We start from the raw sequence: 25,598 nt of genomic DNA, 5'->3' as shown, positions 1-25,598 counted from the left end.
TTTACGATGGAAGAAGAAAAGTACATAGAAGAAAAGGTGGGAAAGCGGAATCCGTTCCGTGTTCCAGAGGGTTATTTCGATAACCTGACGGCCCAGATTATGGAGAGCCTGCCAGAACAGAAGCCCAAGGCGAAGACGGTGTGGCTGCGTAAGCCCATGTATTATGCTGCGGCTTGTGTCTGTGCCCTGCTGATCTCGGCCACGGCCTGGCTGTTGATGTCGGAACCTACGTCCCAGACGACGGACCCCATGCAGGCGCATGCTGTACAGCAGGATGTGACTGATGAGGATTTCGACAAGGCTGCCGACTACATGATGCTCGACAATCACGAGATCTATGCGCTGCTTTCGGAGAATTGAAGATTGAAGATTGAAAATTGAAGATTGAAGGTCGCGATTAAGTGAGAACAGAGCCAAGCTTGCTTGAGCTATGTCGAACGTGAGCGAGCTCGATGTGAAACATCAAGATTGAAAATATAATGAGAGGCTGTTTATTTCAGAAGGTACAAAGGTTGGTGAAACGGGTTTTACCCTTTTGCCTGCTTACCTTTTTACCTTTAACTGCTTCCGCTACTGAGCCCCAGCAGTTCTCACCCGAGAAGTTCCAGGCCGACATGGAGCAGTTTATTACCAAAGAGGCCCAGCTCACCTCCGAGGAGGTCACCAAGTTCTTCCCCCTCTACAGGGAGATGCAACAGAAGCAGCGTGCCGTCTGGAATCAGATGAAGGACCTGGGCAGAAACAAACCGGCTGAAGAGGCCGCCATCAAGCAGGCCGTACAGAAGCGCGACGAACTGGAGTTGGAACAGCGACGTATCATTCAGACTTACCACAACAAGTTCTTTAAAGTGCTTCCCGCCTCGAAGGTGTACGACGTCATCATCGCAGAGACCAAGTTCCACCGGGCCGCCATCAGGAACTGGAGAGGACATCAAGCTAACAAAAAGCATCAGCCGCAGAAATAGGCTGATGCTTTTTTTATGTCAGTTTAGAGCCCTCGATGAGCTTAGGGCACAGATCCGATAATTCACATTTCTCGCAGTGGGGTTTCCGCGACGTACAGACATAGCGTCCATGGAGCAGCAGCCAGTGGTGGGCATCGGGGATATCTTCCGCAGGGATATGTTTGATAAGCGCCTGTTCCACCTTATAAGGGGTGTTGTCGCGTTTCGATACGAGTCCCAGTCGGTGGGCCACGCGATAGACATGGGTGTCGACGGCAAGGGCCGACTTCCCGAACGCCACACTCTGGATCACGTTGGCGGTCTTCCGTCCCACGCCTGGCAGGTCGAGTAGGGCGTTCATGTCCGAGGGCACCTCACCATCGTGGTTCTCAACGAGCGCCCGGGCCATCTTCACCAGATGTTCGGCCTTGGCGTTGGGGTAGGAGACGCTGCTGATGTAAGCCAGCACATCCTCGGGTTCGGCCTGCGCCATCGTCTTGGCGTCAGGGAAATGACGGAACAGCTCTGGGGTCACCTGGTTGATGCGCTTGTCGGTACACTGCGCACTCAGGATGACGGCCACCAACAACTGAAACACACTGCCAAACTCCAGTTCGGTGGTCACATGGGGCATCTGGTCACGGAAATGGGCCAGAATCTTCTCGAAACGTTCTTCTTTTCTCATCTTGTCTGCAAAAGTACAAAATATTCTTTAAATTTCAATTTCCAATGTTCAATTTTCAATAAAAATATGTAACTTTGCGGTCAAATTACTTAAAACCATATGATATGAAGAAAATTCTATTAGCAATTGCTTGCTTGACTTCTGTGGCAGCCTATGCCCAGAAGACACCACAATGGATGGACCCAACCGTGAACCAGCAGAACCGTGAGGCGCGCCGTGCCCACTTCTTTGCTTTCGAGAGTGTGGAGAAGGCGAAAGGCGACAAGGCCCAGTCTGCCCGTTTCCTCTCGATGGAGGGTATGTGGAAGTTTCATTTCGTGAAGAACCATCAGGATGCCCCGAAGGACTTCTTCTCGCTGAAGTACGACGATGCCCAGTGGGTGGACTTCCCCGTGCCCGGACTCTTTGAGTTGAATGGCTATGGCGACAAGACCTATAAGAACATAGGTTATGCCTGGTGTACCACCTTCGAGAGCAATCCCCCTTATATCGGCGAGACCAACAACTATACCGGTTCCTATCGCCGTACCTTCAACCTGCCTGCCGACTGGAAAGGTCAGGAGGTCTATTTCCACGTGGGTTCTGCCACGAGCAACCTCTCTGTATGGGTGAACGGCAAATACGTGGGCTACTCTGAGGATTCGAAGGTGGCTGCCGAGTTTAACATCACGAAATACTTGAAGCCGGGCAAAAACCTGATTGCCATGCAGATCATGCGCTGGTGCGACGGCTCCTATCTGGAGGATCAGGACTTCTGGCGCTTCACGGGTATTGCCCGTGAGGTGTATCTCTACGCCACTCCGAAGACGCATATCCAGGATATCACCATCGGTCAGGACTATGTCGGTGGCAAGGGCCTGCTCGCTGTCGATGTGAAGGTGGCTGGCAAGGCCGAGGTCGAGGCTACGCTCTACGATGCTGAGGGCAAGGAGGTGGCCAAGGACCTGAATGCGACGGTGGAGAATGCGAAGCCTTGGACGGCTGAGACACCTTATTTATATATACTGGAACTCCAGCTCCGTCAAGGTGGCAAAGTGTTGGAGGTTGTCCGCAAGAAGGTGGGCTTCCGCCATATCGAGATCAAGGGTGGTCAGCTGCTGGTCAACGGTCAGCCCATCCTCATCAAGGGTGCCGACCGTCACGAACTGGATCCCGATGGCGGCTACATCGTTCCTGTGGAGCGTATGATTCAGGATATCAAGATCATGAAGCAGCTCAATATCAATGCCGTACGTACTTGCCACTATCCCGACGATCCCCGTTGGTATGACCTCTGCGACGAGTATGGTATCTATCTGACGGCTGAGTCCAACCTCGAGAGTCATGGCATGGGCTATCGTGAGAAGACCCTTGCCAAGAACGAGGCGTTTGCCAAGGCACATATCGAGCGCCAGGAGGGTAACGTGATCACCTACAAGAACCATCCGAGCATCATCGTGTGGTCGTTGGGTAATGAGGCTGGCTACGGTCCTAACTTCGAGAAAGCCTACGACTGGGTGAAGGCCTACGACAAGACCCGCCCCTGTCAGTTTGAACAGGCCCGTCAGGATGGAAAGACCGATATCTACTGTCCGATGTATGCCGACTACAACCACAGTGAGAAATACTCCCAAGGCGACAACCCCCGTCCGCTGATCCAGTGCGAGTATGCCCACGCCATGGGTAACTCGATGGGTGGCTTCAAGGAGTACTGGGATCTCATCCGCAAATACCCCAAATATCAGGGTGGTTATATCTGGGACTTCGTAGACCAGGGCCTGCGCGACAAGAATCCTCTGACGGGTAAAGAAATCTTTACCTATGGTGGCGACTACGGCCGCTATCCTGCCAGCGACCATAACTTCAACTGCAACGGTATCATCGCCCCCGACCGCCGACTGAATCCCCATGCCCATGAGGTGGGTTACTACTATCAGAACATCTGGGTCACCGACAAGGGACTGAAGGACGGTACGTTTGAGGTATACAACGAGAACTTCTTCAAGTCGCTCGACGATGTGGAACTGGCATGGTTTGTTGGCGGCGCCAGCGGAGGAAAGCACCATGATGGTGAACGTCCTGAGGGTATGACCTTCGGTCATGGTGGTAAGATAGACCTCAGCGGTATTGCCCCCCAGCAGCGCAAGGTCATCACCGATGAGGCCATGAAAAAGACCATCGCCCGTGTGCTGGGTCATCATGCCGATCAGGAGATCTTTGTGACATTCCAGTTCAAGGCCAAGGACGCCCAGCCTCTCATCGAGAAAGGTCAGGTGTTGGCCCGTCAGCAGTTTGTACTCAATCCCTATAAGTTCCCTGAATTGTCAACTGTCAATTGTCAATTGTCAACTGAGGAAACCACGAGCTATGTCAAGCTCGAGGCCGCAGCCACCACGCTCACCATCGGTAAGCAGACAGGCTGGATCGACTACCTCGACGTCAAGGGCGAGCCCATGCTTCTCGACCGCCGCTCCATCCTGCCTGAATTCTGGCGTGCACCTACCGACAACGATTATGGTGCCCAGTTCCAGAACAGGTTCTCCGTCTGGAAGGCTCCGCAGATGAAGCTCCAGAGCTGTCAGGTGAATGGCAATACGGTGGTCTCTACCTTCGACATGCCTGAGGTAAAGGCCAGCCTGACCATGACCTACACACTGACCGCCGAAGGTGAGGTGATCGTCCGTGAACACTTCGTTCCTACGGCTACCGACATCGCCCCCATGTTCCGCTACGGTGTGCAGCTTCAGATGCCAAAGCAGTTTGATAAGGTGCAGTACTATGGTCGTGGCCCCGTCGAGAACTATATTGACCGCAACTCCTCAGAGTTCCTCGGCGTCTATGAGAATAGCGTCGCCGACGAGTACTTCCCCTATGTCCGTCCGCAGGAGTCTGGCAACCATACCGATGTGCGCTGGTTCCGTGTGCTCAACGGGCAGGGTAGGGGTCTTGAGTTCTACAGCAACGCCCCGATGGAAGCCAGTGCGCTGAACTATCTGGTAGAAGATCTCGACGATGGTGTGACGAAAGACAAGCTGATAGGCAGCCACAGTGGCGACCTGGTGGAGCGTCCGCTGACTCAGGTGCATATCCAGCAGCGTCAGATGGGTCTCGGATGTGTCAACTCCTGGGGTGCCTGGCCTCGTCAGGAATACATGGTTCCCTGCAAGGAATACGACTTCACTTTCGTGATTCGCCCCGTTGAATAAAAAGACCGGTAATTGTTCGGTTTTTGAGCAAAATGACACCCTTACGGCTTGACTTTGGTCAAAAAGGCAGCCGTAAGGGTCTTTTTTATGAATAATTTGCAAAAAAGAATTGGTACATAATTGATTATTTGCTAACTTTGCACCCGTAAAGAGATGAAAAGATGAAGATTATGAAGAAGCAGATTACAATTTTGATGTTTGCCCTCTTACTGGGCGCTCCCATGATGTACGCAGAGGAGAACAATGTCACCAACGAGTGTGACACCACTTATATCAAGCTCGACGAGAACCGCGAGCCCATTAACTATGTCAACTGGTCGAAGGAAGACCTGGAGGCCAAGGTGGGTGAGCTGGAGACCATCCTCGAGACCGATGCCTTCCAGCTCTATGCTGCTGGCGACTACACCTATAAGATTGAAAACGGCTACGTCACCTCTATGGCAATCCAGATTGAGGACGAGAAAAACGACAAGGTCATCTATAACCAGATCCTCAACGCCCTCGCCAAGAGCAACTCCATCAAGGACACCCACAACTCTGGTGGTAACTACTACCAGTATGAGACCTTCCAGGTGCAGTTCGACGACTTCGAAGGCTACGAGAAGCTCACCTTCTCCGTCCTCCCCCTCGACATGTAATCCCCGCCCGTCGGTCCTGTCATCTGATGATTAGAAAAGCTACAGAGGCCGATCTGGTGCGAATTGCAGAGATTGCCGTATTTGTGAAACGAGTGAATTATCGGCGCATTTTTTGCGACGATGACTTCTCGTTCAATAAACTGACTGTCGTTGATACCATCAAAGCCCAACGGGATTTTCTCGATGACATATGGGTTTACGAATCGGATCATATCGTCAAGGCTTACATCCATATATGCGATGGTGAAATCAAGGAACTTTATACCGACCATTTCTTCCAGGGCGAGGGCATTGGCGCAGAATTGATCCGTTATGCAGTATGTCAGGAATCAGCCGACCATCTATGGGTTCTTGAGAAGAACATCCGTGCCATCTCATTCTATGAGAAAAACGGGTTTAAGATGGCTGGTGAGCGTCTGCTATGGAACGATACCGGACAATATCTCGTCAAGATGGTGAGGGTTTGTCTTAAATGATGTTGAACTTAAATGGCAAATATAATAGAAGTTATGAACAATGTCAAAGATTCACAAGTCAAGGTTTGCGCACCTTATATCAACGATGATGGGTATATCGACTATCTGATAGAGTTGGAGCAAACGGTTGCAACAGCTGAGCGGAGAATATATGAGGTCTATGGATGTCTTCCTCTGGGCCCCGTGGGTAACCTGCGTCCGCCCGAAAGCATCCGTTCCGTCACCCCCGAGCAGTTGGGCGCACATATCAAGAAACTGAGCGATCACGGCATCCGTTTCAACTATGTGCTCAACTCCGAACTGCTGCCGATGCCTATCACTGAGGCGTACAGAGACGAAGTGCTGGAGTTCCTTCAGACCCTCCACGATATCGGCGTCAGAACAGCTACGGTGACCATCCCCTGGCTTATCACCCTGATTCACCTTCACTTCCCTGATATCCAGGTGCGTGTATCCATCGTCAACGAGATATCTACGGTCAGAGAGTCACTCGAATACGAGGAACTGGGCGCTACGGGCATCGTGCTCGATCGCGACGTGAACCGCGACATGGCCCTGCTCAAAGATATCCGCAAGCAGTTCAAGGGCGAAATCGAACTGCTGTGCAACTCAGCCTGCGTGTTCCACTGTATCAATGTCCACTATCATGGCATCTATACATCTGTGGTCACCAACTCGCTGATCAAGAAGAAGTACGACACGAAGAATGCATCGATGTCAACACCATATTGTAACTTCTACTGCCGTCGCCGCTTCTTCGAGAATCCCAACGAGCTCATCAAAATCCACTGGATACGTCCTGAAGACCTGAAACAGTATGCCGATATGGGTATCAACCTGTTCAAGATCGATGGCCGCGACAAGGAGCCCCGATACATCAAGACCGTGGTCAAGGCTTATCTCCTTGGCCATTACGACGGCAATCTCTTCCACCTCCTGCAGCCAGAGTTTTGTGAGGATGTCAAGCAGATTGGCCATGTGGTGTGCGACCCCGACCATGCTACCGAAGAGCAGCTCGAGGAGTGGACAGGTGAATTCCTGAGCGAATCTGCCGACTGGCACGTAGGCATCGACAATCGCGATCTCGACAGTTTCAGCGATGCCTTCTTCAGTGGCAAGATCAGCTGTAAAGGCAATTGCGCCAGCTGCCGCTACTGCGAGAAGTTCGCCAAGAAGGTGGTCATCGATCCTACCTGGCAGCGCAAGATTGTCAAAGTGATGAACTATAATCTTGAAAAGTATTACGGTAAGAATCTATAAGTTTTTCAAATACCAAAAGATATGAAAGTGAAGCATATCAGGACCCCGTATCTCACATACGCAGAGTTGAAAACCTTTATCATTGCCAGCGTTTGCAATTCGATCATTCTGCAGGCCAATGTCTTCATCGACGCGGTGATTGTAGGCAATTACGTCAGCACCGATGCGATGGCAGTCATCAACCTGTTTGCTCCGCTGCTCATCTTGGTAACGATGGTCCCCATGCTGCTGGCAGAGGGATCGATGGTGGCAGGTTCACGCGCTTTTGGAGAGCAAGACTACCCCCAGGTGAATCGCACGTTCATGGTTAACCTGGCAGGCGGTCTGATCTTCTCGCTGGCTGCAGCCCTGCCCATCTCGCTGTTTGCCCCGTCGCTGGTAGGGCTTTATACCGACAATGCGCGCCTCTATCCGCTGGCCCTCGATTATCTGCCCGTAGCAGCGTTTATCGGTGTGGCGTTCGCCATCCAGAACAGCTATACCGTGTTCCTGCAACTGGTAGGCAAGGCCAGTCTGGTGATCAGAGTCACCATCGTCCAGATGATGATTAATCTGGTGTTCGACATGCTGTTCATCGTCGTTTTCGGCTGGGGCATTCAGGGCGCCGTCTATGCCACTATCTGCAGTTATCTGCTGTCGTTGGTGATGGTCGTTCCCGAGGTGCGTCGCCAGTGGCGCGTGTTCGCCCTGACGTCAGTGCTCCGTTCCTGGTTCCCTTCGCTTACCTGGCATTGCGGCAAACTTGGACTTTCCGACGCCACAGGCTCGTTCGTCTCAGTCATCATCTTCTCGGGCGTCAATGCAGCCGCCCAGCGCCTCTATGGAGCCGACGGTCTCGTCGTGGTCAGCGTGTTCATGCAGATGCTGTCTGTCGGTTCACTGGTTACGATGGGTGTCATCTTCTCCATGCAGTCGCTCGGCATGACCTACCTGGGCGAGGACGACCTTCGTGGTTACCGCATGGTCATCAATCGCAGCCTGCTCATCGTTATTGTCTGCATGGCCATCATCAGTCTGGTTATGGGACTGTCGCCCGAGTTGCTGCTCAGCTGTTTCGGAGCCGATGCGCGCCTGATAGCCTTTGCCCGTCAGCCCATTATGATTCTCAGCACCGCGCTGCTGCCCTATTCCCTTCTGTTCTACTACTGCTCGGTCTATGTCACCCAGAATCGGGTTCGGCTGTCGATAAGTGTCATCCTCTCCGAGCCGCTGTTCATCCTGGCCACGCAGTGGGTGATGGAGCACTACTTCCCCGGGCTGTTCTGGTGGTTCTTCCCCGTGGGTGTCGTCATCGCCCTTGCCGCCTGCCTCGCAACAGCCTGGTTCATCTCTCGCCGCAATCCCATGATCGATCGTTTCACACTCGCTCCCCGGAACATCTCTGCGCCTTATCTCGACTACTCCCTGAACTACGATGAGGGTGATGTACGTTCTGCTTTACGCGACATCCTGATGTATATCGATATCTGCGAACTGTCGAAAAGGGAGTCTAATCATATTGCCGCCTGTGCCGAAGAGATGATGAACTGTATCGTAAGCATGGAAGGCAGCGAGCGTAAGTCCGACCATCATTTCTTCGATATCCGCATCATGGAGACGATGGTTGATGAGGAGTTGCAGGCACATGGCGTCCAGATCTTCATTAAGTGGCGCGGCAAGTCAGTCAATCCCATCTGCGATCCCGCTACCAATCCCGATGTGATGATGGCAGGCAACAACCTCAGTCTCCTCCTCGTCAACAAGTTATGCGATGATATCGACTACAACTACCGCAATGGTGTCAACTGCGTCACCATGAAGTTCTATAAATCGTAAGTCCCTCCGTTACGCAATAGTCATGGGGAGTCATGGGGCTTTCCTGAGGATCGAACAGGAATGATATACCAAACTCATAGGCTCCACTTGGAATAATCGCATCGTTTCCCTGAAGGCACCGCCGCGAAAAGTCACAAAAAATGGCTTAAGCCGTCACCACACGACCTTTCTTCCTGACTATCAATATATTAAGTGGTGACGGCTGCTCTTTTGAGCCGTCACCCTGCCATCACCACAAACCGTTTTTCACCCAAAACTACCTATTTCGTGCATCGTTTTAGACACTGCTTTCCCAGAGTTCCCACCTTGGGAATAGTTTGTTCCCACGTTGGGAACTAGTATATTCCCACCTTGGGAACAAGTTGTTTCCCCTATGGAAACAAACTGTTTCCCTTATCTTTGCTGTTAGGGAACTACTTGATAACCAATGTTTTAAGCCTTATTAAAGCCCATTTTTGTCCGTATCTCTTACCAAAAAGCCGCTTCGGTGACGGCTGGGTGACGGCTCAAAAGAGCAGCCGTCACCACTTAAACCTCTATATACCAACAAGTTAACTACCATGGTGACGGCTTTTGCCATTTTTAATGAAATCTGTCAGAAAGAATTTTTTTGATTAACACAACTTATCTCTCCGCAAGCCTTCTTTGCAAGCAAAGCGGCAAAGCCGAGCGGTAAGAAATATATTTTTCCTCTAAATCATTATTCTTTCCGAAAAAAGTTGTATATTTGCACCTAAAGAGCAAACGATATGGGCGTAACATTCGACGATGCGGAGAAAGAGTTCGTGTTTGATTTCGAGCACGATGGTGCAGAGGACATTGTCAGTCTGACTGGTGATGACTATCAAGTAGAGGCATTCGGTAAGTGCTTCTATTATGGTTATGAGTTCTCTGATCAGGTAGATGGCCCAGTAAGAAGTGCATTCATCAAATACGTTAATTTTACTCAGGATTTGCAGGAGACTCCAGACCTTACACATTTTATAAAGAAAGCTATTGATAATCTCGATAAGCAAATTAACTTGTACGATTATGACTTGGTCGTGATGCCAGAATCATCGAGTAAGGTCAATCAGTATATGCTTCGTTACATCTATAGGTTTGCTCAGCCTACTTTGAGGAAGATGGAACTTGTAAAATCGTTGCCAGCAAGTATCTCTTTTGATATGGATGCTTATGAGCAATCATATTTGAATGATGTTTTAGAGAATGGCCGTCCTCGCTATACTGAGGCACAAAAGGAGGAAGCTAAGAAGTCCATTAACGACATGCTCGACTTGATTCATCAGAAGGATTACTTCACCATAGCCAAGGATGTTAAGAAGAGTCGCTTCCGTCCTTATATGATGAACTTCCTCAGATATGCAACTAATGAAGATAAGGAGCTATGTTCAAAGATTCGCCAGCAGAATGTATTGGTGATAGATGATGTGACCACCAGCGGCTCTACGCTCAATGAGGTTCTCCGTACTCTCAGAATTCTGAACGAAGACAATGATATCCGTATCTTCAGCCTCATAGGTCGTAAAGATTTGATGGCTGATTCGTATTAATCCTTCGTCTGTATATCCCTTTATATCACCATTACTCCCTCCGAGTAGTGGTGATTTTCTCTCCACAAGCCTTCTTTGCAAGCAAAGCGGCAAAGCCGAGCGGTGAGAAAAATGCAAAACTTGCTTTAATTTATAGATGGACTGCGTGGTGAAGCAAAGAAGATTTCTCTGCCCCGTGAATTGGTGGTCTGGGAATAAATATGAGTTATGGCTCAGGGGGCAATAAGGGTTCGCTGGCCATCATGGACTCAAACTCATAGGCAGGAGCCTTTTCTTCCTGAGTTACCACCTGAAGGATAGGGGCGCCAAGTGCCTGCTCAATGGATACTATCGTATCTATCGTGAAATTGTGAGTACCACGCATCCACTTGCTGATTTCTGCCTCCTTTTTACCAAGTAGCAGAGCCAGATCTTTCTGTTTGAGTCCTTTTGCCACAAGGATGTCATGAATGCGATCCACTATCTGAAACGAAAGATCAACTCTCTGGCGGACTAATGGATTAACATGCTCACGCCTTGCTTCAATAATACTACTTCTCTTCATCTCGCGAAAAGTTTAAGTTACCAATGATTTCCTTGTCAATCAAAACCAACGAGCCGTCGTTTATACGTGAGGATACAAAACGGCTCGTATCAATCAGAAGCTTTACATAAGGAGCAAGTGACTCGCTTTCCTGCCATGAAGCAGAATCCTTGACTCCTCCGTTACCAAATACCAATATCTTGTCGGATAATCGAAGACAATATAGACGGACTTTGTTGCCAACATCTATAGGTATGACTCCAACACCATCACCATACCGACCTTCTGGACGAAAGTATCTTTCGAGAGCTCCAGTCTCGGCTATCCTATCCATCCACGCAATGATGACGTCTATATCTTCGTCATAATCGCAACCGATGGGGAATTTCTCAAAGAAAGCCTCGAGTTCTGTCAGTTCTTTGCCATCAAGGTGTATGCTGTAGAAATTGACGTTTTCGTACTCTTCTACAAGTTCAATAGAGTAATGCTGTTTCGTATTCATACAGATATCAGTTCTTAACTTATAAGTTATTTCGCTGCAAAGATAAGAACTATTCCTGAAACATCCAAATAATTAACTTAAAAATTAAGTATTGGTTATAAAAAAGTGGTTTATACTATGCCTCTTTGAAGGAAAATCCCTGTCGCAAGCCTTGCGGAGATTTTGAAATGTGAAAAATAGTTTGTAATTTTGCAGCAAATTCGTGAATGTATGGGAATGGATATGAATACGTTGTTGGAGTTTGACGACATTAAGGACCAGATGCAGGGCATCATCAAGGTGGTTGGCGTTGGAGGCGGAGGCTGCAATGCTGTGAGGAATATGTATAACGAGGGCGTGGAGGGCGTGACGTATGCTGTTTGTAATACGGATAGTCAGTCGCTCTCACGTTCGCCTGTGCCAGTGAAGATCCAGATAGGTGAGGGTCTAGGCGCTGGAGGCAATCCTGAAAAGGGGCGTGAGGAGGCAGAGAATAATCTCAATGATTTTGAGAGACTGTTTTCGGACGGTACGAAGATGGCGTTTGTGACAGCTGGCATGGGGGGCGGCACTGGTACTGGTGCAGCGCCTGTGGTTGCTGGCGTGGCTAAGAGGATGGGCATCCTGACGGTGGGCGTGGTGACCATTCCTTTCTATTTCGAGAAGAAACGTAAGATTATCAAGGCCCTGAAGGGTGTGGAGGAGTTGCGGAAGAATGTGGATGCCCTGCTGATTGTGAATAATGAGCGGTTGTGTGACGTATACGCTGATTCGGAGATATCTGTAAAGGAGGCTTTCGTGAAGGCGGATAATATCCTGATGGATGCTGTGAAGGGTATCTCGGAACTGATTACACTGCCCAGCGATGGGGGTATTAAGAGTGACTTCCGCGATGTGGAGACGACGATGAAGAATGGCGGTGGGGCCATCATGGCGATGGGACGCGCCAGTGGTGATCATCGTGTGGAGAAGGCAATCATGAACGCACTGGATTCTCCGCTGATCTATGGCAATGATATTGGCAAGGCGAAGCGTATCCTCTTTAATATCTATGCCAGCGACGCGCATCCTATCTTTGTGAGGGAGTTGCAGGAGATTGATGATTTCTTCGACGAGCTGGATCCAAACATCGACGTGATATGGGGTACGGCGACAGACGATACGCTGGGCGAGGATGCCAAGGTGACCATCCTGGCCACAGGTATGGAGGATCATCTGGAAGAGGAGGTGAAGATGGACGTTCACAGGAATGAGGATGATTATTTTGAGGATATCATCAAGAAACTGTATAAGCCTGTGGTGAAGCAAACGATGGGCGTGGTGATTACACAGCAGGAACTGCCTTTTGAGGTGGAGACGCCTCCAGAACCAGAGCCTGCCGTGGTGGCAGAGCCTGAGCCCGAACCAGAACCCGAACCAGAAAAGGAAGAGGTGGAGGAGAAGGTGCCTACGACTCTGGACAAGTGGAAGGGCTGGATGAACAAGATGATGAATGTGGTAACGGAATGAATGAGTTGCTGACACCTGAGGAGCGGGCACAAGAGCTGAGAAGGCTTGTGGCTCAACTGGAGGCAGAGGGTAGGAGAGACCTGCTGCTGAAGGCTATTGGCGTGCCCTTGTTGGAGGAGCTGCGCATAGAGGCTGCCAAGGGTAAACTGAGCAGGTTGGTGATCACGAAGGATTATCGATTCATTCTGGCTGATTATAATCATCAAGAGGTGGAGCTGCAGCCAGTGCATAAGGCCGTGTATCTGTTGTTCCTGGCTCACCCGGAGGGCATCGAGTTCAAACAGCTGGCGGATTATCGGGAAGAACTGACGCATTATTATATGGCGACAGCCAAGTTGATGGATAAGGAGAAGATTCTGGAGGGTGTGGACCATCTGGTGAACCCGCTGGATAATGCCATCAACGAGAAGTGCTCGAGAATCAAGAAGGTGTTTCTGGATATGATGGATGAGTATACTGCGAGCTACTACATCATCAGCAGCCATACACAAAAACATATCGTTGGCTCCAGTCGTATCTGGTATCAGCGACTGAAACTGATTACCCTGCCAAGGGAGTTGGTGGTGTCGGAGAGGGGTTAGGATGATAGCCTCAGGAAGTAGCCCAGGCGGTAGAGTTTGAAGACGAGTAGAGAGGGGTGCGAACTGCAGAGATTGCGCCTTTCTGCTTTTCCGAAGAGACGATGCCAGAGACGGATGAGGCTCAGGATGAGGGGGATGTGGATGCCTGAGACCAACGTGAGCAGGCGGGAGTAACCCCGGAGGTCGTTTCGGAACTGATGGAGCGTTTGAAGACCTTCTTCGGTTTTGAGCATGAATTGAGAGTTGCTTTCGAAGATGCTGAAACTGACGGGGTTATGGATGTGCATGATAGGTATGTGGTGCTGACGGAGCGTCTTGCCCAGGAGCACATCTTCGTAACCATAATGGCGGAAACGCTCATCGAAGGGGTGGGCGAGCATGAGAGAGCGATGGATGAAGAGATTGGCCGTGTGGAGGTGCTGATAGGGCGACTGCTGGCGACAGGCTGCGGTATGATGAGGCTCTTCGGCTTTCTCGTAGAGATAACGGAGACAACCTTTGAGTGCGTCAGGATCGCCATCGATGGATACGCCACCGTTGATGACTTCGGCATCGGTGACGGCAAGGTATCTGGAGATGAAGTCGGACGAGGTGATGGTCATGTCGCTGTCGATGAAGAGCAGATAGTCGTATTGAGCCTGCTGGGCAAGAAAGTTGCGGATGGCAGCCCGACCGCTGTTCTGGGTACGGACGATGTAACGGCAATGCTCCCACTGGTTGATACGACTGTTGTCTTCGACAATACTCAAGTCGGTGGATCCATCGTCAGCCACCAGGATCTCATAGGCGATGCCTGCTGTCTCAGACTGGCGCCTGAGTGCATCCACCAAGGAGACACATTGGTCGTTGTAAGTGGGGATGAGGATGGACAACGATTGAATGTTGGGCATTGAAGATTGAAAATTGAAGATTGAATATTGATATTTTTGGGGGCAAAGATACAAATTTTTGAGGATTATCATCAAGAAAACGCCCAAATTTAGTTAAAAATATGTATGTAGGGGCAATTTTTCAATTTTCAATGTTCAATTTTCAATAAAATATAGTACCTTTGCACCCGCTTTTACGAGTTAAGAGCTTGAAATTCAAATTTAACAATTAAAAAACAAACAAAAGATTATGGCAACAAAAATCAGATTGCAGCGCGGCGGCCGTAAGGGCTATGCCTTCTACAGCATCGTAATCGCTGACGCTCGTGCACCACGTGATGGTCGTTTTACTGAAAAGATTGGTACTTACAATCCTAACACCAATCCTGCCACAGTAGACTTGAATTTCGACCGTGCACTGTATTGGGTTGAGACTGGTGCCCAGCCCACAGACACCGTACGTAACATCCTGAGCCGTGAGGGCGTGTACCTGATGAAGCACCTGCGTGGTGGCGTGAAGAAGGGCGCTTTCGACGAGGCTGCTGCCCAGAAGAAGTTCGACGCCTGGAAGGCTGACAAGCAGAATGGCCTGAACAAGATCGCTGAGGCTGAGGCTAAGGCTAAGAAGGATGCTGCTGCCAATGCATTGAAGGCAGAGAAGGCCGTTAACGAGGCCATCGCCAAGAAGGTAGCTGACAAGAAGGCTGCTGAGGCTGCTGCTAAGGCTGAGGCCGAGGCCGCTAAGGCTGCTGAGGAAGCTGCTGCAGAGGCTCCCGCAGAGGAGGCTCCTGCTGAGGCTTAATTCAATTGAAGATTGAAGATTGAAAATTGAAAATTGAAGATTGAAAATTGAATGTTAAGGGCTGCGCTTAGGCGCGGCCCTTATTTTTTGTGCCAAGCGTCGAGATATTGACGGGCTACTTTCAGATAGTCGTGATGCTTTCTTACGTATTCCACACTTTGGCGTTTTAGGTCTGGGATGCGTTCGGGATGACATACCAGTTGTTCCAACTCGTGATAGACACTGTCGTAGGTAGGCTCGACGTTGATGATGGGGCGAAGCTCTGTTTCGTTGATGATCTCGTAGTTCTCAGGTTCGCCACCGCCAATACAGATGATGCCTTTCGACATGGCGAGCAGGGGGTTCATGGACGGGGTGTAGGCGTAGAGCTGGTCGAGAATGGCATCGCTGCCTTCCATCAGTTTCTGGTATTGGGCAAATGGAGCCGATTCTACCTTTACCAACTGCATCTTGTCGGGATGCTTAAGCAGAACATCTTGAGCTGCACGCAACATGATGTCGGTTCCCTTGTAGGCAGAGCGTTGGCGATTGATGCCGATAAAAATGACCACTTTTGATGGCTGAGCCCTGTCGGTATGATAGCTTTCTGGCATTTTGATGGGAAAGGGAATGAAGCGGGTTTTATCGGCAAACACGGGATGATAGCATGCCCAATATTCGTAGAGGCCGGCTATGATGCCGTCACAATCCTCTGCGATGAGTTTGTTCAGCCGTTCTTTGGCGGTCCCCAACCAGTCGCGCTGATAATTGACGGCTTCGGCATCAGTACGAAGGGTGTTGCCAATGTTGAAGTCGCTATAGCGCAGGGGCTTGTCGAAGGTGCATGTATGAACCCAGTACCAATCCATGCCGAAGGCCCCAAGGAACACCCGTTTGTTGTGCTTGCGTAGGTAGCGGTAGAACCAAAAGAGCCGTTCGGCCTTCAGTTCGAAGAACATGGGGTTGATGAGCTGTACGATATCGTAGCCTCGTAACTTGGGCAATAGGGTATATAGTCGTGCTATCAGCCGTATGCCGCCGAGTTTGCCAGGACGGCGCGTCACATCGATATCACGAGGGTAGTCCTTAAAGAAGTCGCCATTGGATATAACCGTGACCTGATGGCCCAGCTCTTTTAGTCCTAAAGCCAGAGTGGCGTGTACATTACTATATTCACCAACCAGTAGTATCTTCATCGTTCTTTATGGGTTAGGGGGATGATGCGCATCAGCAGGATACGGCCAACGGATGTTGCCGAAAGGTGGCGGAACCATGTGTATTTGGTGGTGTACGACTGGTTGGGTAGGGGGAACAGGCTCAGGAGGGTGAGGTCTTGGATCTCGTTTTCCAATTGCCGACGTGAGTGCGTCTGGAGGATCACCTGGTAGATGAAGTCCATCGTCAGTTGTGCCACACGTCGTTGCAGGGCTGTCTTGTCGTCGATGGGCATGCGGTCGGCAGTGATGTGGAGTCTATGAAGGATCATCTTAAGATCGTTGAGCCGTTTCTGCTGGTTGTTGGTGTTGCTGAGATTGGTGATGGAATCTGGGCGTTCCTGATAGCAATAGGCCTGTGCGCTGGTAACGATAATGTTCTCAGCCCTCAACAGCAGCATGGGGGTAAACTCTTCGTCCTCATGATATATGCCAGGTGTGAAGCGCATGTCGCCCAGCACAGAGCGCTTGAACAGATAACCGCATGCCATACCATGAATATTGTTGTGGCGCATGTAGTGGCTACCGCTTTGGGAGGGTTGGTCTTTATAGTCGAGGGCGGTTGTGGGTGTACTGCTGAAGTCGAATACCACCATCTCGGGGTTCTGTGTCTTTGCTATCTGCAAACAGTGTTCGTAGGCATCCTTGTTCAGCAGATCGTCACCGTCGACAAACTGAAGATACTGGCCTGCAGCCATCTGAATGCCTGTATTGCGAGCCTCGCTCAATCCCTGGTTACGCTGGCGGATATAGGTGATGTCATCGCCATATTTCATCAGACTGTTAACGGGACTGTCTTTCGAGCCGTCATCAACCACAATAATCTCACGCTCTTCAGGTGTGAGCGAGAGTGCCATCACGCTGTCGATACATTGGCAGAGCATATTGACTGGCAGGTTATAGTAGGTCAGAATGAAACTGATGAGTGGTTTCTCCATATCTTGTGAAGGATTTTATTTGTGATACACAAATTTTTGAGACCAAGTATATTTAATGCTATCCCCTTTAGCTTTTGTCTCCCTTTTAGCATGCCAACACTAACCCTGCGGTTTCTGAGCATGATAGGGCTCGCAGACAGTTCGTAGATATCCATCTGGATGTTTACAAGGTCCATATAGCAGACATCGTCGATAGGAAGTCCATGATTGAGGTGTGACGCAAGCAGCAGTTGCAGTTGACGGCCATCGGCATTCGCACTCAGACTTTTTGGATTGTCGCAGTAATAATAGAGTCCGCAGCTTGAGGTGGCAACCGTCTTGCACCGTTTGAGTACGCGGGGAAATGTGTTGGCATCGTCGAACACATGTCCGATGGGGAATTGAATACCATCAAACAGGTGGCGCTTGAATATCTTATTCCATACGTAACAGTGCCTATGTGAATGTAGGGACGTCCAGTAGTCGTTGATGTTGCTGAATACCTGATCCTTGAAAGTGAGCATGCTTTGATGTTTGCCACCGAAATGTACTGCAACAGGATATTCTACGAAGTCGTAGTCTGTGTTGCTATTTAACAATTGTATCAGTGGCAGGTAAGTGTCAGGTTGAATATAGTCGTCGCTATCTGCAAAGGTGATGTAGTCTCCTGTAGCTGCACTCACCCCTGCATTGCGTGCATCGCCTAATCCGCCATTGTTTTTGTGGACAACGTGGATGTGAGCATCTTTCTTTGCCCAGTCGTCGCACATCTGTGGACATTTGTCAGGCGATCCGTCGTCAACGAGTATCACCTCAAAATCTTCAAGATTCTGATTAAGCACACTCTCAACGCATCTGTCGAGCGTGGCTTCTACGCGATATACTGGAATGATGATACTCAGTTTCATGCTGCAAAAATACCAATTTTATTTGGATAAACGTAATTTTTTGTTTACTTTTGCGTTTGTTTTTATAGATAATGGCGAAAGAGAACGACGAACTATATAGCCACGTTCTGAAATTTACGGGGCTTTTTGGCGGGGTGCAGGGCTTGAATGTGGTGATAGGTCTTGTACGTAATAAGTTCGTGGCCTTGTTGTTGGGTCCTGGAGGTATGGGACTCGTGTCGCTCTTTAATACCACCGTTCAGCTTATATCGCAGGCCACCCATCTGGGAATCTCTTTCAGTGCGGTTCGACATATTTCGGAATATTACGATGCGGAGAATACCGAGAAGGTGGCTCACTATGTGAAGGTGGTGCGTGGTTGGTGTCTGCTGACGGCACTGGTGGGCATGCTTGTATGTGTTGTGCTGGGACCGTTTCTGAGTAGTGCGACCTTCTCATGGGGCGACCATACGCTGCACTTTGTTTTGCTGGCTCCTGCCATTGGTATGATCGCGATTACGGGTGGAGAAACAGCCATACTTAAAGGTCAGCGTAAACTGGGGGCTTTGGCATTGGTGCAGATAGTGGCAGCCTTGGCTTCGCTGGTGATATCGATCCCTATCTATTATTTCTTCTGGCAGGCAGGTATAGTGCCTGTCATCGTGCTGATGGCCTTTGTAACGATGTGTGCCACCTTGTGGTTCTCTTTACGTTTGTTCCCGTTACAGTTTGGTGGCACCTACGGTATACTGGGTGAGGGGATGGAGATGGTACGTCTGGGTGTTGCCTATACCTTGGCAGCCGTGATAGGAACAGCCTCGGAGATGCTTATCCGTTCGTATCTCAATGTGGTGGGCGACCTCGACGTGTTGGGACTTTATAATGCGGGTTATATGCTGACCATCACCTATGCCGGGATGGTGTTCTCGGCTATGGAGACCGACTACTATCCACGGCTCTCTGCCGTCCAGCATGACATCCGGGCCACCAATGAGACCGTCAACCGTCAGATGGAGGTGTCACTCCTCTTGGTGTCACCGATGCTGGCCGCCCTGATCATTGCATTGCCTGTCGTGGTGCCCTTGCTGTTCAGTCAGGAATTCCTGCCTGTTGTCGGTATGGCTCAGGTGGCTGCCCTGGCCATGTATATGAAAGTGCTCACGCTCCCTGTTGCCTATATCACTCTGGCGAGGGGTTATTCACTCTCTTACCTCTTCCTTGAGACCTCCTATTTTGTGGCCTTCGTCATTCTGATTTTCTTTGGCTATCGTTACTGGGGGCTCTTCGGTACGGGTGTCGCCATTACGTTGGCCCATGTCTTTGAGTTTCTTCTGGTGAATGCCTATGCGTATAAAAAATACGGTTACCGGAGTTCGGCAACCGTATATGGTTATGCGATCGTGCAAGGGGCACTGGGGCTGTTGGCCTATATCCTGACGCTTGTGGCTGATGGATATCCGTATTGGGCTGTTGGAACCTTGATAGTGACGCTCAGTGGCTTGCTATCGCTGAAAGCGCTACGACATTAGAAGCGGAAGGCCAGCTCGACATCAACCAGGTTGTAGTTGTGCTTGTCGTCTGCGAGGTTACGATCATTTACACGAGAGTACTCTGCATGCAGCTCGAGATTCTTGGTGAAGAAGTAGTTGAGACCAACCTCCACCTGATTGACTGATGAGCCCCATTCCTTCATGTTGCGATAGGTCTCGTAACGAGCCTTAGCGTGGAGCTTGCCCTTGATGAGGGGTACGATACCAAACACATACCAACCATCAGCCTTGTCGCCCTTGGAATAGTCAATCTCACGTACGTTGTTGCCAGGAGAGGCTGCACCCCAACCTTGGCTGTGGATATACTCTGCACGGAAGGTGTATTCGTTCAGGTCGTATTCGGCAGAAAGACAGTAACGGTTCTTCTCAATGCTGATCTTCTCGCCTGTAACAGGGTCTAACATGCCACCGCGGCTACCAGTCCATCCGAAGGCACCGATGCGTAAGCCCTTGATGGGCATCACCCAGACGCCACCGATGATATCCTTGCGGTTATCCATATCCTTCTGGTTCACACCTTCACCGTTGTAAACACCAACCTGATAGTGGAACAGCTTGCGTCCATTGGCATTGGGGAAGAGATCGCCCGAGATCTGAATACCGATATCACGACCACCTGAAGACTTCTCACCTGTACGGTCGCCAAAGGCAGAGAGCTTGTTGATGACATCGGCATAGCCGCGCCAACCTTGAGTGATGGGGTTGGTGGGGTTCTCAAAGGTGAAGGCACGTTTGAACTGACCAGCACGAATCTTGAACTCGGGGTATTTGCGCCACTCGGCATAGAGGTCGACGAGCTGTACGGTAGGCTGTCCAGGACCAGTGGCATTGGTGCCCTGAATCTGGGCACGCCAGTCGAAGTCGCCAATCTTACCATCGAGAATGAAACGGGCCAGACGCAGGTTGAACGAGTTGGAGTGGTTGCCCTCAGGATCCTGTCCCTGGTATTGCAGAATACCATATCCGCTGAACTTAATGTTTTTCACCCAGGCGGGAAGTTCAATGATGGCCTTCTTGTCCTGTTGGGTGCCCTGTACTTCCTGAACCTCCTGTATTTCGGTGGTCAGAACTTCTGGCTCTTCAGCCATGGCTGTACCGATGAATCCGAACATCAGCACTGCGAGTAATGATAATGATTTCTTCAACATAATATTTCTGTTTTAGTTTGTATGGGGACAAAGATATGAAAAAAAAACGATTTTTCCAAATTTTGTCCCCATTATTTTATGTTTATCTTTGTTTTAACGCCGTTCCAGTAATACCACATTCTCCACATGAGGTGTATGTGGGAACATGTCTACGGGCTGAACTGCCACCACTTTATACTGTGTGTCAAGGTCCTGAAGATCACGTGCCTGTGTGGCGGGATTACAGCTTACATACACGATGCGTTGGGGTGCAGCGTTCAGAATGGTTTTCACCACATCCGGATGCATGCCGGCTCTTGGCGGATCGGTGATGATGACGTCCGGACGACCATGCTCGGCAATAAAATCATCGGTGAGGATGTCCTTCATGTCACCAGCATAGAAAAGGGTGTTGCTGATGCCGTTGATTTCGGAATTTACCTTGGCGTCCTCAATGGCCTCAGGCACATATTCGATGCCAATCACCTGACGGGCCTGGCGCGCCACAAAATTGGCAATGGTGCCAGTACCGGTATAAAGGTCGTACACCATTTCGTTGCCCGTGAGTCCTGCAAACTCCCTTGCTACACTATAAAGATGATAGGCCTGTTCGGTATTCGTCTGATAGAAACTCTTCGGACCGACCTTGAATTTCAGGTCTTCCATTGTCTCGAAAATATGGTCTTTGCCTTTGAATACCAGTATCTCTTGGTCGCCAATCGTATCGTTACATTTCTGATTGTCGAGATACATTAATGAACTGATACTCTGAAATTTATCCGCAATATGTTGCATTAAAGAAAGAGCCTCCTTTTCGTCGCCAGTCTCATCGTAGTGGAACTGGAAAATAACAAGCCACTCGCCCGTAGCCGAGTTACGGATAATCACATCGCGCAATAGTCCTTTCTGGGCACGAAGGTCAAAGAACGACAGGCCGTGTTCCGTGGCATAATCGTATACTTCGTTACGAATCTGGTTGTGCAAGTCGTCCATCAGCCAACACTTCTTAATGGGAAGGATCTTATCAAAGGCGCCCGTAATATGGAAGCCGATGGCTGGCACATCCTTCAGACTCTGACTCTCATCGTTGGGCAGGGTCTGGATTTCCTCTTTTGTCAGATATCGCTTATTGGCACAACCGAAGTCCAGTTTGTTGCGATACTCCTGTGTCTTCACGCTTCCGAGGATGGGACGGAATTCCGGCAACTCAATCTTTCCGATACGCGTCAGCTGGTCGTGAACCTGTTTCTGTTTGAACTTCAATTGTTCCTCATAGGGCAGGTTCTGCCACTTGCAACCGCCACATACACCAAAGTGCTGACAGAAAGGGGTCGCGCGTACATTACTATATTTTATAAAGCGCACCACCTCTCCCTCGGCAAAGGAGTGTTTTTTACGTCGGATTTGTACGTCACACACATCGCCAGGCACGCAGAAAGGTACAAATACCACCAGCTCTTCCCAGTGGAACAGACACTTGCCCTCTGCAGCCACAGCCTCTATCGTTACGCCCTCAAGGAGCGGTAGGGGTTTCTTGTTTCTTGCCATATCTTTTCCTGTTTTCGCGACAAAGGTACGAATTTTCCGTGTAGTTTCCTTGTTCAAAAGCAAAGAAATGTGCCAAAAAAGTGAAAATGTAAGGTCTACATTGCAAATTTCCCTTCAATTTCTTGGTAATTTAAAGATTTCATAGTATCTTTGCAGAATTAAAATAAAAACAATTTATCATCAACAAATAATTTAAAGTATGAGTCAAAAAAGAGTTTACCTCTTCGGTAATGGTAAGGCCGAAGGTAATGCAAAGATGCGTGAGGAACTTGGCGGTAAGGGTGCAAACCTTGCTGAAATGAACCTGCTTGGTGTTCCCGTTCCTCCAGGTTTCACAATCACAACCGACTGCTGTAACGAGTACTATCAGGTTGGTCAGCAGAAGATTATGGAGCTGTTGAACGACGATGTGATGGCTGCTGTGAAGCACATCGAGGTACTGATGAACTCTAAGTTCGGCGACAAGGAGAATCCGCTGCTTGTCTCTGTTCGTTCTGGTGCCCGTGCTTCTATGCCTGGTATGATGGATACTATCCTGAACCTCGGTCTGAATGACGAGGTTGCTGAGGGTATGGTAAAGAAGACCCAGAATCCTCACTTCGTATATGACTCTTACCGTCGTTTCGTACAGATGTACGGTGACGTGGTGCTCGAGATGAAGCCCGTCAACAAGACTGACATCGATCCGTTCGAGGAGATCATTGAGAAGGTGAAGGCAGAGCGTGGCGTGAAGCTGGATAAGGACCTGAATGTTGACGAGCTGAAGAAGCTGGTTCAGCTGTTCAAGGCTGCCATCAAGGAGCGCACCGGTAAGGACTTCCCCAACGATCCTATCGAGCAGTTGTGGGGCGCTATCTGCGCTGTGTTCCGTTCTTGGATGAACGAGCGCGCTATCCTCTATCGTAAGATGGAAGGCATCCCCGACGAGTGGGGTACAGCCGTATCAGTGATGGCCATGGTATTCGGTAACATGGGTGACACCTCTGCTACTGGTGTATGCTTCAGCCGTGATGCCGCTAATGGTGAGAACCTCTTCAACGGTGAGTACCTCGTAAACGCACAGGGTGAGGACGTTGTGGCTGGTATCCGTACCCCGCAGCAGATCACAAAGATCGGTTCTCAGCGCTGGGCAGAGCGTGCCGGTATCTCTGAGGAGGAGCGTGTAGCCAAGTATCCTTCTATGGAGGAGGCCATGCCTGAGACCTATGCACAGCTGAATCAGATTCAGGAGAACCTGGAGAACCACTACCACGATATGCAGGATATGGAGTTCACCGTTCAGGAGGGCAAGCTCTGGTTCCTCCAGACACGTAACGGTAAGCGCACAGGTGCCGCCATGGTGAAGATCGCCATCGATCTGCTCCACGAGGGTATGATCGACGAGAAGACCGCCATCATGCGCTGCGAGCCTCAGAAGCTCGACGAGCTGCTGCACCCTGTATTCGATAAGAAGGCCCTTTCTCAGGCTAAGGTCATCGCTCAGGGTCTGCCCGCATCTCCTGGTGCTGCCTGTGGTCAGATTGTATTCCACGCTGACGACGCTGAGGCTTGGCACAAGGATGGTCACAAGGTGGTGCTCGTACGTATCGAGACCTCTCCTGAGGACCTCGCAGGTATGGCTTCTGCCGAGGGTATCCTGACCGCTCGTGGTGGTATGACCTCTCACGCTGCCGTTGTGGCTCGTGGTATGGGTAAGTGCTGCGTATCGGGTGTAGGTTCACTGAATGTTAGCTATAAGGACAAGACCGTTGAGATCGACGGCGTTGTATATAAGGAGGGTGACTACATCTCTCTGAATGGTACCACTGGTCAGGTTTACGCTGGCGAGGTGCCCACCAAGGCTGCTGAGCTCTCTGGTGACTTCAAGGAGCTGATGGACCTCTGCGACAAGTACACCAAGCTGCAGGTTCGTACCAATGCCGACACACCACGCGACGCTCAGCTGGCTCGTGAATTCGGTGCCAAGGGTATCGGTCTGACCCGTACTGAGCACATGTTCTTCGAGGATAAGAAGATCATCGCTATGCGTGAGATGATCCTCGCCGACAGCGTTGCCGGACGTGAGAAGGCGCTCGCTAAGCTGCTGCCTTATCAGAAGGCTGACTTCAAGGGTATCCTCGAGGCTATGGACGGTCTGCCCGTGAACATCCGTCTGCTCGATCCTCCTCTCCATGAGTTCGTTCCCCACGATCTGGCTGGTCAGGAGACCATGGCTAAGGAGATGGGCGTCAGCGTAGAGGACATCAAGCGTCGTGTTGACTCTCTCGCAGAGAACAACCCAATGCTGGGTCACCGTGGTTGCCGTCTGGGTATCACCTTCCCTGAGATCACCGCTATGCAGACCAAGGCTATCCTGGGTGCTGCCTGCGAGCTGAAGAAGGAAGGTAAGAACCCACGTCCTGAGATCATGGTTCCGCTGATTGGTACACTCTACGAGCTGAAGCAGCAGAAGGAAGTGATCCAGTACGCCGCTAAGGAGGTATTCCAGGAGTATGGCATCGAGGTAGAGTTCGAGATCGGTACAATGATCGAGATTCCTCGTGCTGCCCTGACCGCTGACCGCATCGCTACAGAGGCTCAGTACTTCTCATTCGGTACCAACGACCTGACTCAGATGACCTTCGGTTACAGCCGCGACGATATCGCATCGTTCCTGCCTGTATACCTCGACAAGAAGATCCTGAAGGTTGACCCGTTCCAGGTACTCGACCAGAAGGGTGTTGGCCGTCTCATCAAGTTTGCTGTGAAGGAAGGCCGTGAGGTACGTCCTGACCTCCGTTGCGGTATCTGTGGTGAGCATGGTGGTGAGCCCAGCTCTGTGAAGTTCTGCGCTAAGATTGGCATGAACTACGCATCTTGCTCTCCGTTCCGTGTGCCCATCGCACGCCTCGCCGCCGCCCAGGCAGCTGTTGAGGAGTAATCAGATTATTCATCTTATATATTTGGGTGTAACCTCCATCGGGAAGTTACACCCATTTTATATGGTTCATGGCTTACGGCATAATCGGTAGACAAAAAAAGTGCATAAATGTTGTATACATCCGAAACTTTTTGT

The 25,598-nt window shown here is 50.2% G+C and carries 22 protein-coding genes; 13 read left to right on the top strand and 9 right to left on the bottom strand.

Annotated features, from left to right (window positions below; genetic code table 11):
• Positions 1-6: 6 nt before the first annotated feature.
• Together BMY16_RS04175 and BMY16_RS04170 are read left to right on the top strand one after the other, a co-directional pair.
• Positions 7-360: a hypothetical protein gene (locus BMY16_RS04175; protein WP_091840298.1), complete on the top strand. Its 354-nt coding sequence runs from the start codon at positions 7-9 to the stop codon at positions 358-360.
• A gap of 155 nt (positions 361-515) precedes the next feature.
• Positions 516-965, top strand: coding sequence for a hypothetical protein (locus BMY16_RS04170; RefSeq protein ID WP_091840543.1), 450 nt, complete (start codon positions 516-518; stop codon positions 963-965).
• A 13-nt stretch (positions 966-978) separates the two neighbouring features.
• On the opposite strand, the gene nth is transcribed toward BMY16_RS04170, so the two are convergent.
• Complete coding sequence (gene nth / locus BMY16_RS04165; RefSeq protein WP_091840297.1) at positions 979-1,629, bottom strand: endonuclease III; 651 nt, start codon at positions 1,627-1,629, stop codon at positions 979-981.
• A gap of 104 nt (positions 1,630-1,733) precedes the next feature.
• Here nth and BMY16_RS04160 point away from each other — a divergent pair, with 104 nt between their 5' ends.
• The 6 genes from BMY16_RS04160 (at position 1,734) to BMY16_RS04135 (ending at position 10,556) form a co-directional block, all read left to right on the top strand.
• Positions 1,734-4,814, top strand: coding sequence for a glycoside hydrolase family 2 TIM barrel-domain containing protein (locus BMY16_RS04160; RefSeq protein ID WP_091840295.1), 3,081 nt, complete (start codon positions 1,734-1,736; stop codon positions 4,812-4,814).
• A gap of 170 nt (positions 4,815-4,984) precedes the next feature.
• A complete protein-coding gene (locus BMY16_RS04155; RefSeq protein ID WP_139207119.1) occupies positions 4,985-5,452 on the top strand; it encodes a hypothetical protein in 468 nt (155 codons plus the stop codon).
• A 26-nt stretch (positions 5,453-5,478) separates the two neighbouring features.
• Positions 5,479-5,928 (top strand): GNAT family N-acetyltransferase, encoded by a 450-nt coding sequence (locus tag BMY16_RS04150; RefSeq protein ID WP_091840292.1) that lies wholly within the window; start codon positions 5,479-5,481, stop codon positions 5,926-5,928.
• A gap of 33 nt (positions 5,929-5,961) precedes the next feature.
• A complete protein-coding gene (locus BMY16_RS04145) occupies positions 5,962-7,188 on the top strand; it encodes a U32 family peptidase (protein ID WP_170835993.1) in 1,227 nt (408 codons plus the stop codon).
• Positions 7,189-7,209: 21 nt separating this feature from the next.
• A complete protein-coding gene (locus BMY16_RS04140) occupies positions 7,210-9,003 on the top strand; it encodes an MATE family efflux transporter (protein ID WP_091840289.1) in 1,794 nt (597 codons plus the stop codon).
• 749 nt (positions 9,004-9,752) lie between these two features.
• Positions 9,753-10,556: a hypothetical protein gene (locus BMY16_RS04135; protein WP_091840287.1), complete on the top strand. Its 804-nt coding sequence runs from the start codon at positions 9,753-9,755 to the stop codon at positions 10,554-10,556.
• A gap of 205 nt (positions 10,557-10,761) precedes the next feature.
• Here the strand turns inward: BMY16_RS04135 and BMY16_RS04130 are convergent, their stop codons facing one another.
• Complete coding sequence (locus tag BMY16_RS04130; protein WP_091840286.1) at positions 10,762-11,100, bottom strand: helix-turn-helix domain-containing protein; 339 nt, start codon at positions 11,098-11,100, stop codon at positions 10,762-10,764.
• Positions 11,087-11,581: a hypothetical protein gene (locus BMY16_RS04125; protein ID WP_091840284.1), complete on the bottom strand. Its 495-nt coding sequence runs from the start codon at positions 11,579-11,581 to the stop codon at positions 11,087-11,089. Before BMY16_RS04125 ends, BMY16_RS04130 begins: the two co-directional genes overlap by 14 nt.
• Before the next feature lie 222 nt (positions 11,582-11,803).
• Between BMY16_RS04125 and ftsZ the strand changes: the two genes are divergently transcribed.
• Entirely contained in the window at positions 11,804-13,069 is a 1,266-nt protein-coding gene (ftsZ, locus tag BMY16_RS04120) for a cell division protein FtsZ (protein WP_244512874.1), read from the top strand.
• Positions 13,066-13,650 carry a hypothetical protein gene (locus tag BMY16_RS04115; protein WP_091840281.1) on the top strand — a complete coding sequence of 195 codons (585 nt, stop codon included), beginning with the start codon at positions 13,066-13,068 and terminating at the stop codon, positions 13,648-13,650. The genes ftsZ and BMY16_RS04115 overlap by 4 nt, the downstream gene beginning before the upstream one ends.
• Here BMY16_RS04115 and BMY16_RS04110 read toward each other — a convergent pair.
• Positions 13,647-14,540: a glycosyltransferase family 2 protein gene (locus BMY16_RS04110; RefSeq protein WP_091840280.1), complete on the bottom strand. Its 894-nt coding sequence runs from the start codon at positions 14,538-14,540 to the stop codon at positions 13,647-13,649. The two genes, BMY16_RS04115 and BMY16_RS04110, sit on opposite strands and share 4 nt — an antisense overlap.
• 229 nt (positions 14,541-14,769) lie before the next feature.
• On the opposite strand from BMY16_RS04110, the gene BMY16_RS04105 reads away from it, so the two are divergent.
• On the top strand, positions 14,770-15,321 hold the full coding sequence (locus tag BMY16_RS04105) for a 30S ribosomal protein S16 (RefSeq protein ID WP_091840278.1): 552 nt from the start codon (positions 14,770-14,772) through the stop codon (positions 15,319-15,321).
• Between the two features lie 80 nt (positions 15,322-15,401).
• Here BMY16_RS04105 and BMY16_RS04100 read toward each other — a convergent pair whose 3' ends face one another.
• The 3 genes from BMY16_RS04100 to BMY16_RS04090 are packed head-to-tail and all read right to left on the bottom strand — an operon-like array spanning position 15,402 to position 18,339.
• Positions 15,402-16,496: a glycosyltransferase family protein gene (locus tag BMY16_RS04100; protein WP_091840277.1), complete on the bottom strand. Its 1,095-nt coding sequence runs from the start codon at positions 16,494-16,496 to the stop codon at positions 15,402-15,404.
• Positions 16,493-17,452 (bottom strand): glycosyltransferase family 2 protein, encoded by a 960-nt coding sequence (locus BMY16_RS04095; RefSeq protein WP_091840275.1) that lies wholly within the window; start codon positions 17,450-17,452, stop codon positions 16,493-16,495. The genes BMY16_RS04100 and BMY16_RS04095 overlap by 4 nt, the downstream gene beginning before the upstream one ends.
• Positions 17,422-18,339, bottom strand: a complete 918-nt coding sequence (locus BMY16_RS04090; protein WP_091840274.1) for a glycosyltransferase family 2 protein — start codon at positions 18,337-18,339, stop codon at positions 17,422-17,424. Before BMY16_RS04090 ends, BMY16_RS04095 begins: the two co-directional genes overlap by 31 nt.
• 71 nt (positions 18,340-18,410) lie before the next feature.
• Here BMY16_RS04090 and BMY16_RS04085 point away from each other — a divergent pair, with 71 nt between their 5' ends.
• On the top strand, positions 18,411-19,847 hold the full coding sequence (locus BMY16_RS04085; protein ID WP_091840272.1) for an oligosaccharide flippase family protein: 1,437 nt from the start codon (positions 18,411-18,413) through the stop codon (positions 19,845-19,847).
• On the opposite strand, the gene BMY16_RS04080 is transcribed toward BMY16_RS04085, so the two are convergent.
• The gene (locus BMY16_RS04080) at positions 19,844-21,016 is read right to left on the bottom strand and encodes a porin (protein WP_170835992.1); all 1,173 of its coding nucleotides are present in this window, start codon (positions 21,014-21,016) and stop codon (positions 19,844-19,846) included. The genes BMY16_RS04085 and BMY16_RS04080 overlap by 4 nt on opposite strands.
• A gap of 93 nt (positions 21,017-21,109) precedes the next feature.
• Positions 21,110-22,543, bottom strand: coding sequence for a 23S rRNA (uracil(1939)-C(5))-methyltransferase RlmD (rlmD, locus tag BMY16_RS04075; protein ID WP_091840271.1), 1,434 nt, complete (start codon positions 22,541-22,543; stop codon positions 21,110-21,112).
• A 199-nt stretch (positions 22,544-22,742) separates the two neighbouring features.
• Here rlmD and ppdK point away from each other — a divergent pair, with 199 nt between their 5' ends.
• The gene (gene ppdK, locus BMY16_RS04070; protein ID WP_091840269.1) at positions 22,743-25,463 is read left to right on the top strand and encodes a pyruvate, phosphate dikinase; all 2,721 of its coding nucleotides are present in this window, start codon (positions 22,743-22,745) and stop codon (positions 25,461-25,463) included.
• Positions 25,464-25,598: the final 135 nt, after the last annotated feature.

The sequence above is a fragment of the Prevotella sp. ne3005 genome, assembly GCF_900110085.1.
GTDB lineage: Bacteria > Bacteroidota > Bacteroidia > Bacteroidales > Bacteroidaceae > Prevotella.
The sequence above is the reverse complement of the archived record's forward strand: the minus strand, read 5'-3'. Positions and strand labels throughout refer to the sequence as shown.

Coding starts and splice junctions, on each gene's coding strand:
- BMY16_RS04175 (WP_091840298.1), top strand. CDS start 7: ATGGAAGAAGAAAAGTACATAGAAGAAAAGGTGGGAAAGCGGAATCCG.
- nth (WP_091840297.1), bottom strand. CDS start 1,629: ATGAGAAAAGAAGAACGTTTCGAGAAGATTCTGGCCCATTTCCGTGAC.
- BMY16_RS04160 (WP_091840295.1), top strand. CDS start 1,734: ATGAAGAAAATTCTATTAGCAATTGCTTGCTTGACTTCTGTGGCAGCC.
- BMY16_RS04155 (WP_139207119.1), top strand. CDS start 4,985: ATGAAGAAGCAGATTACAATTTTGATGTTTGCCCTCTTACTGGGCGCT.
- BMY16_RS04150 (WP_091840292.1), top strand. CDS start 5,479: ATGATTAGAAAAGCTACAGAGGCCGATCTGGTGCGAATTGCAGAGATT.
- BMY16_RS04145 (WP_170835993.1), top strand. CDS start 5,962: ATGAACAATGTCAAAGATTCACAAGTCAAGGTTTGCGCACCTTATATC.
- BMY16_RS04140 (WP_091840289.1), top strand. CDS start 7,210: ATGAAAGTGAAGCATATCAGGACCCCGTATCTCACATACGCAGAGTTG.
- BMY16_RS04135 (WP_091840287.1), top strand. CDS start 9,753: ATGGGCGTAACATTCGACGATGCGGAGAAAGAGTTCGTGTTTGATTTC.
- BMY16_RS04130 (WP_091840286.1), bottom strand. CDS start 11,100: ATGAAGAGAAGTAGTATTATTGAAGCAAGGCGTGAGCATGTTAATCCA.
- BMY16_RS04125 (WP_091840284.1), bottom strand. CDS start 11,581: ATGAATACGAAACAGCATTACTCTATTGAACTTGTAGAAGAGTACGAA.
- ftsZ (WP_244512874.1), top strand. CDS start 11,804: ATGAATACGTTGTTGGAGTTTGACGACATTAAGGACCAGATGCAGGGC.
- BMY16_RS04115 (WP_091840281.1), top strand. CDS start 13,066: ATGAATGAGTTGCTGACACCTGAGGAGCGGGCACAAGAGCTGAGAAGG.
- BMY16_RS04110 (WP_091840280.1), bottom strand. CDS start 14,540: ATGCCCAACATTCAATCGTTGTCCATCCTCATCCCCACTTACAACGAC.
- BMY16_RS04105 (WP_091840278.1), top strand. CDS start 14,770: ATGGCAACAAAAATCAGATTGCAGCGCGGCGGCCGTAAGGGCTATGCC.
- BMY16_RS04100 (WP_091840277.1), bottom strand. CDS start 16,496: ATGAAGATACTACTGGTTGGTGAATATAGTAATGTACACGCCACTCTG.
- BMY16_RS04095 (WP_091840275.1), bottom strand. CDS start 17,452: ATGGAGAAACCACTCATCAGTTTCATTCTGACCTACTATAACCTGCCA.
- BMY16_RS04090 (WP_091840274.1), bottom strand. CDS start 18,339: ATGAAACTGAGTATCATCATTCCAGTATATCGCGTAGAAGCCACGCTC.
- BMY16_RS04085 (WP_091840272.1), top strand. CDS start 18,411: ATGGCGAAAGAGAACGACGAACTATATAGCCACGTTCTGAAATTTACG.
- BMY16_RS04080 (WP_170835992.1), bottom strand. CDS start 21,016: ATGTTGAAGAAATCATTATCATTACTCGCAGTGCTGATGTTCGGATTC.
- rlmD (WP_091840271.1), bottom strand. CDS start 22,543: ATGGCAAGAAACAAGAAACCCCTACCGCTCCTTGAGGGCGTAACGATA.
- ppdK (WP_091840269.1), top strand. CDS start 22,743: ATGAGTCAAAAAAGAGTTTACCTCTTCGGTAATGGTAAGGCCGAAGGT.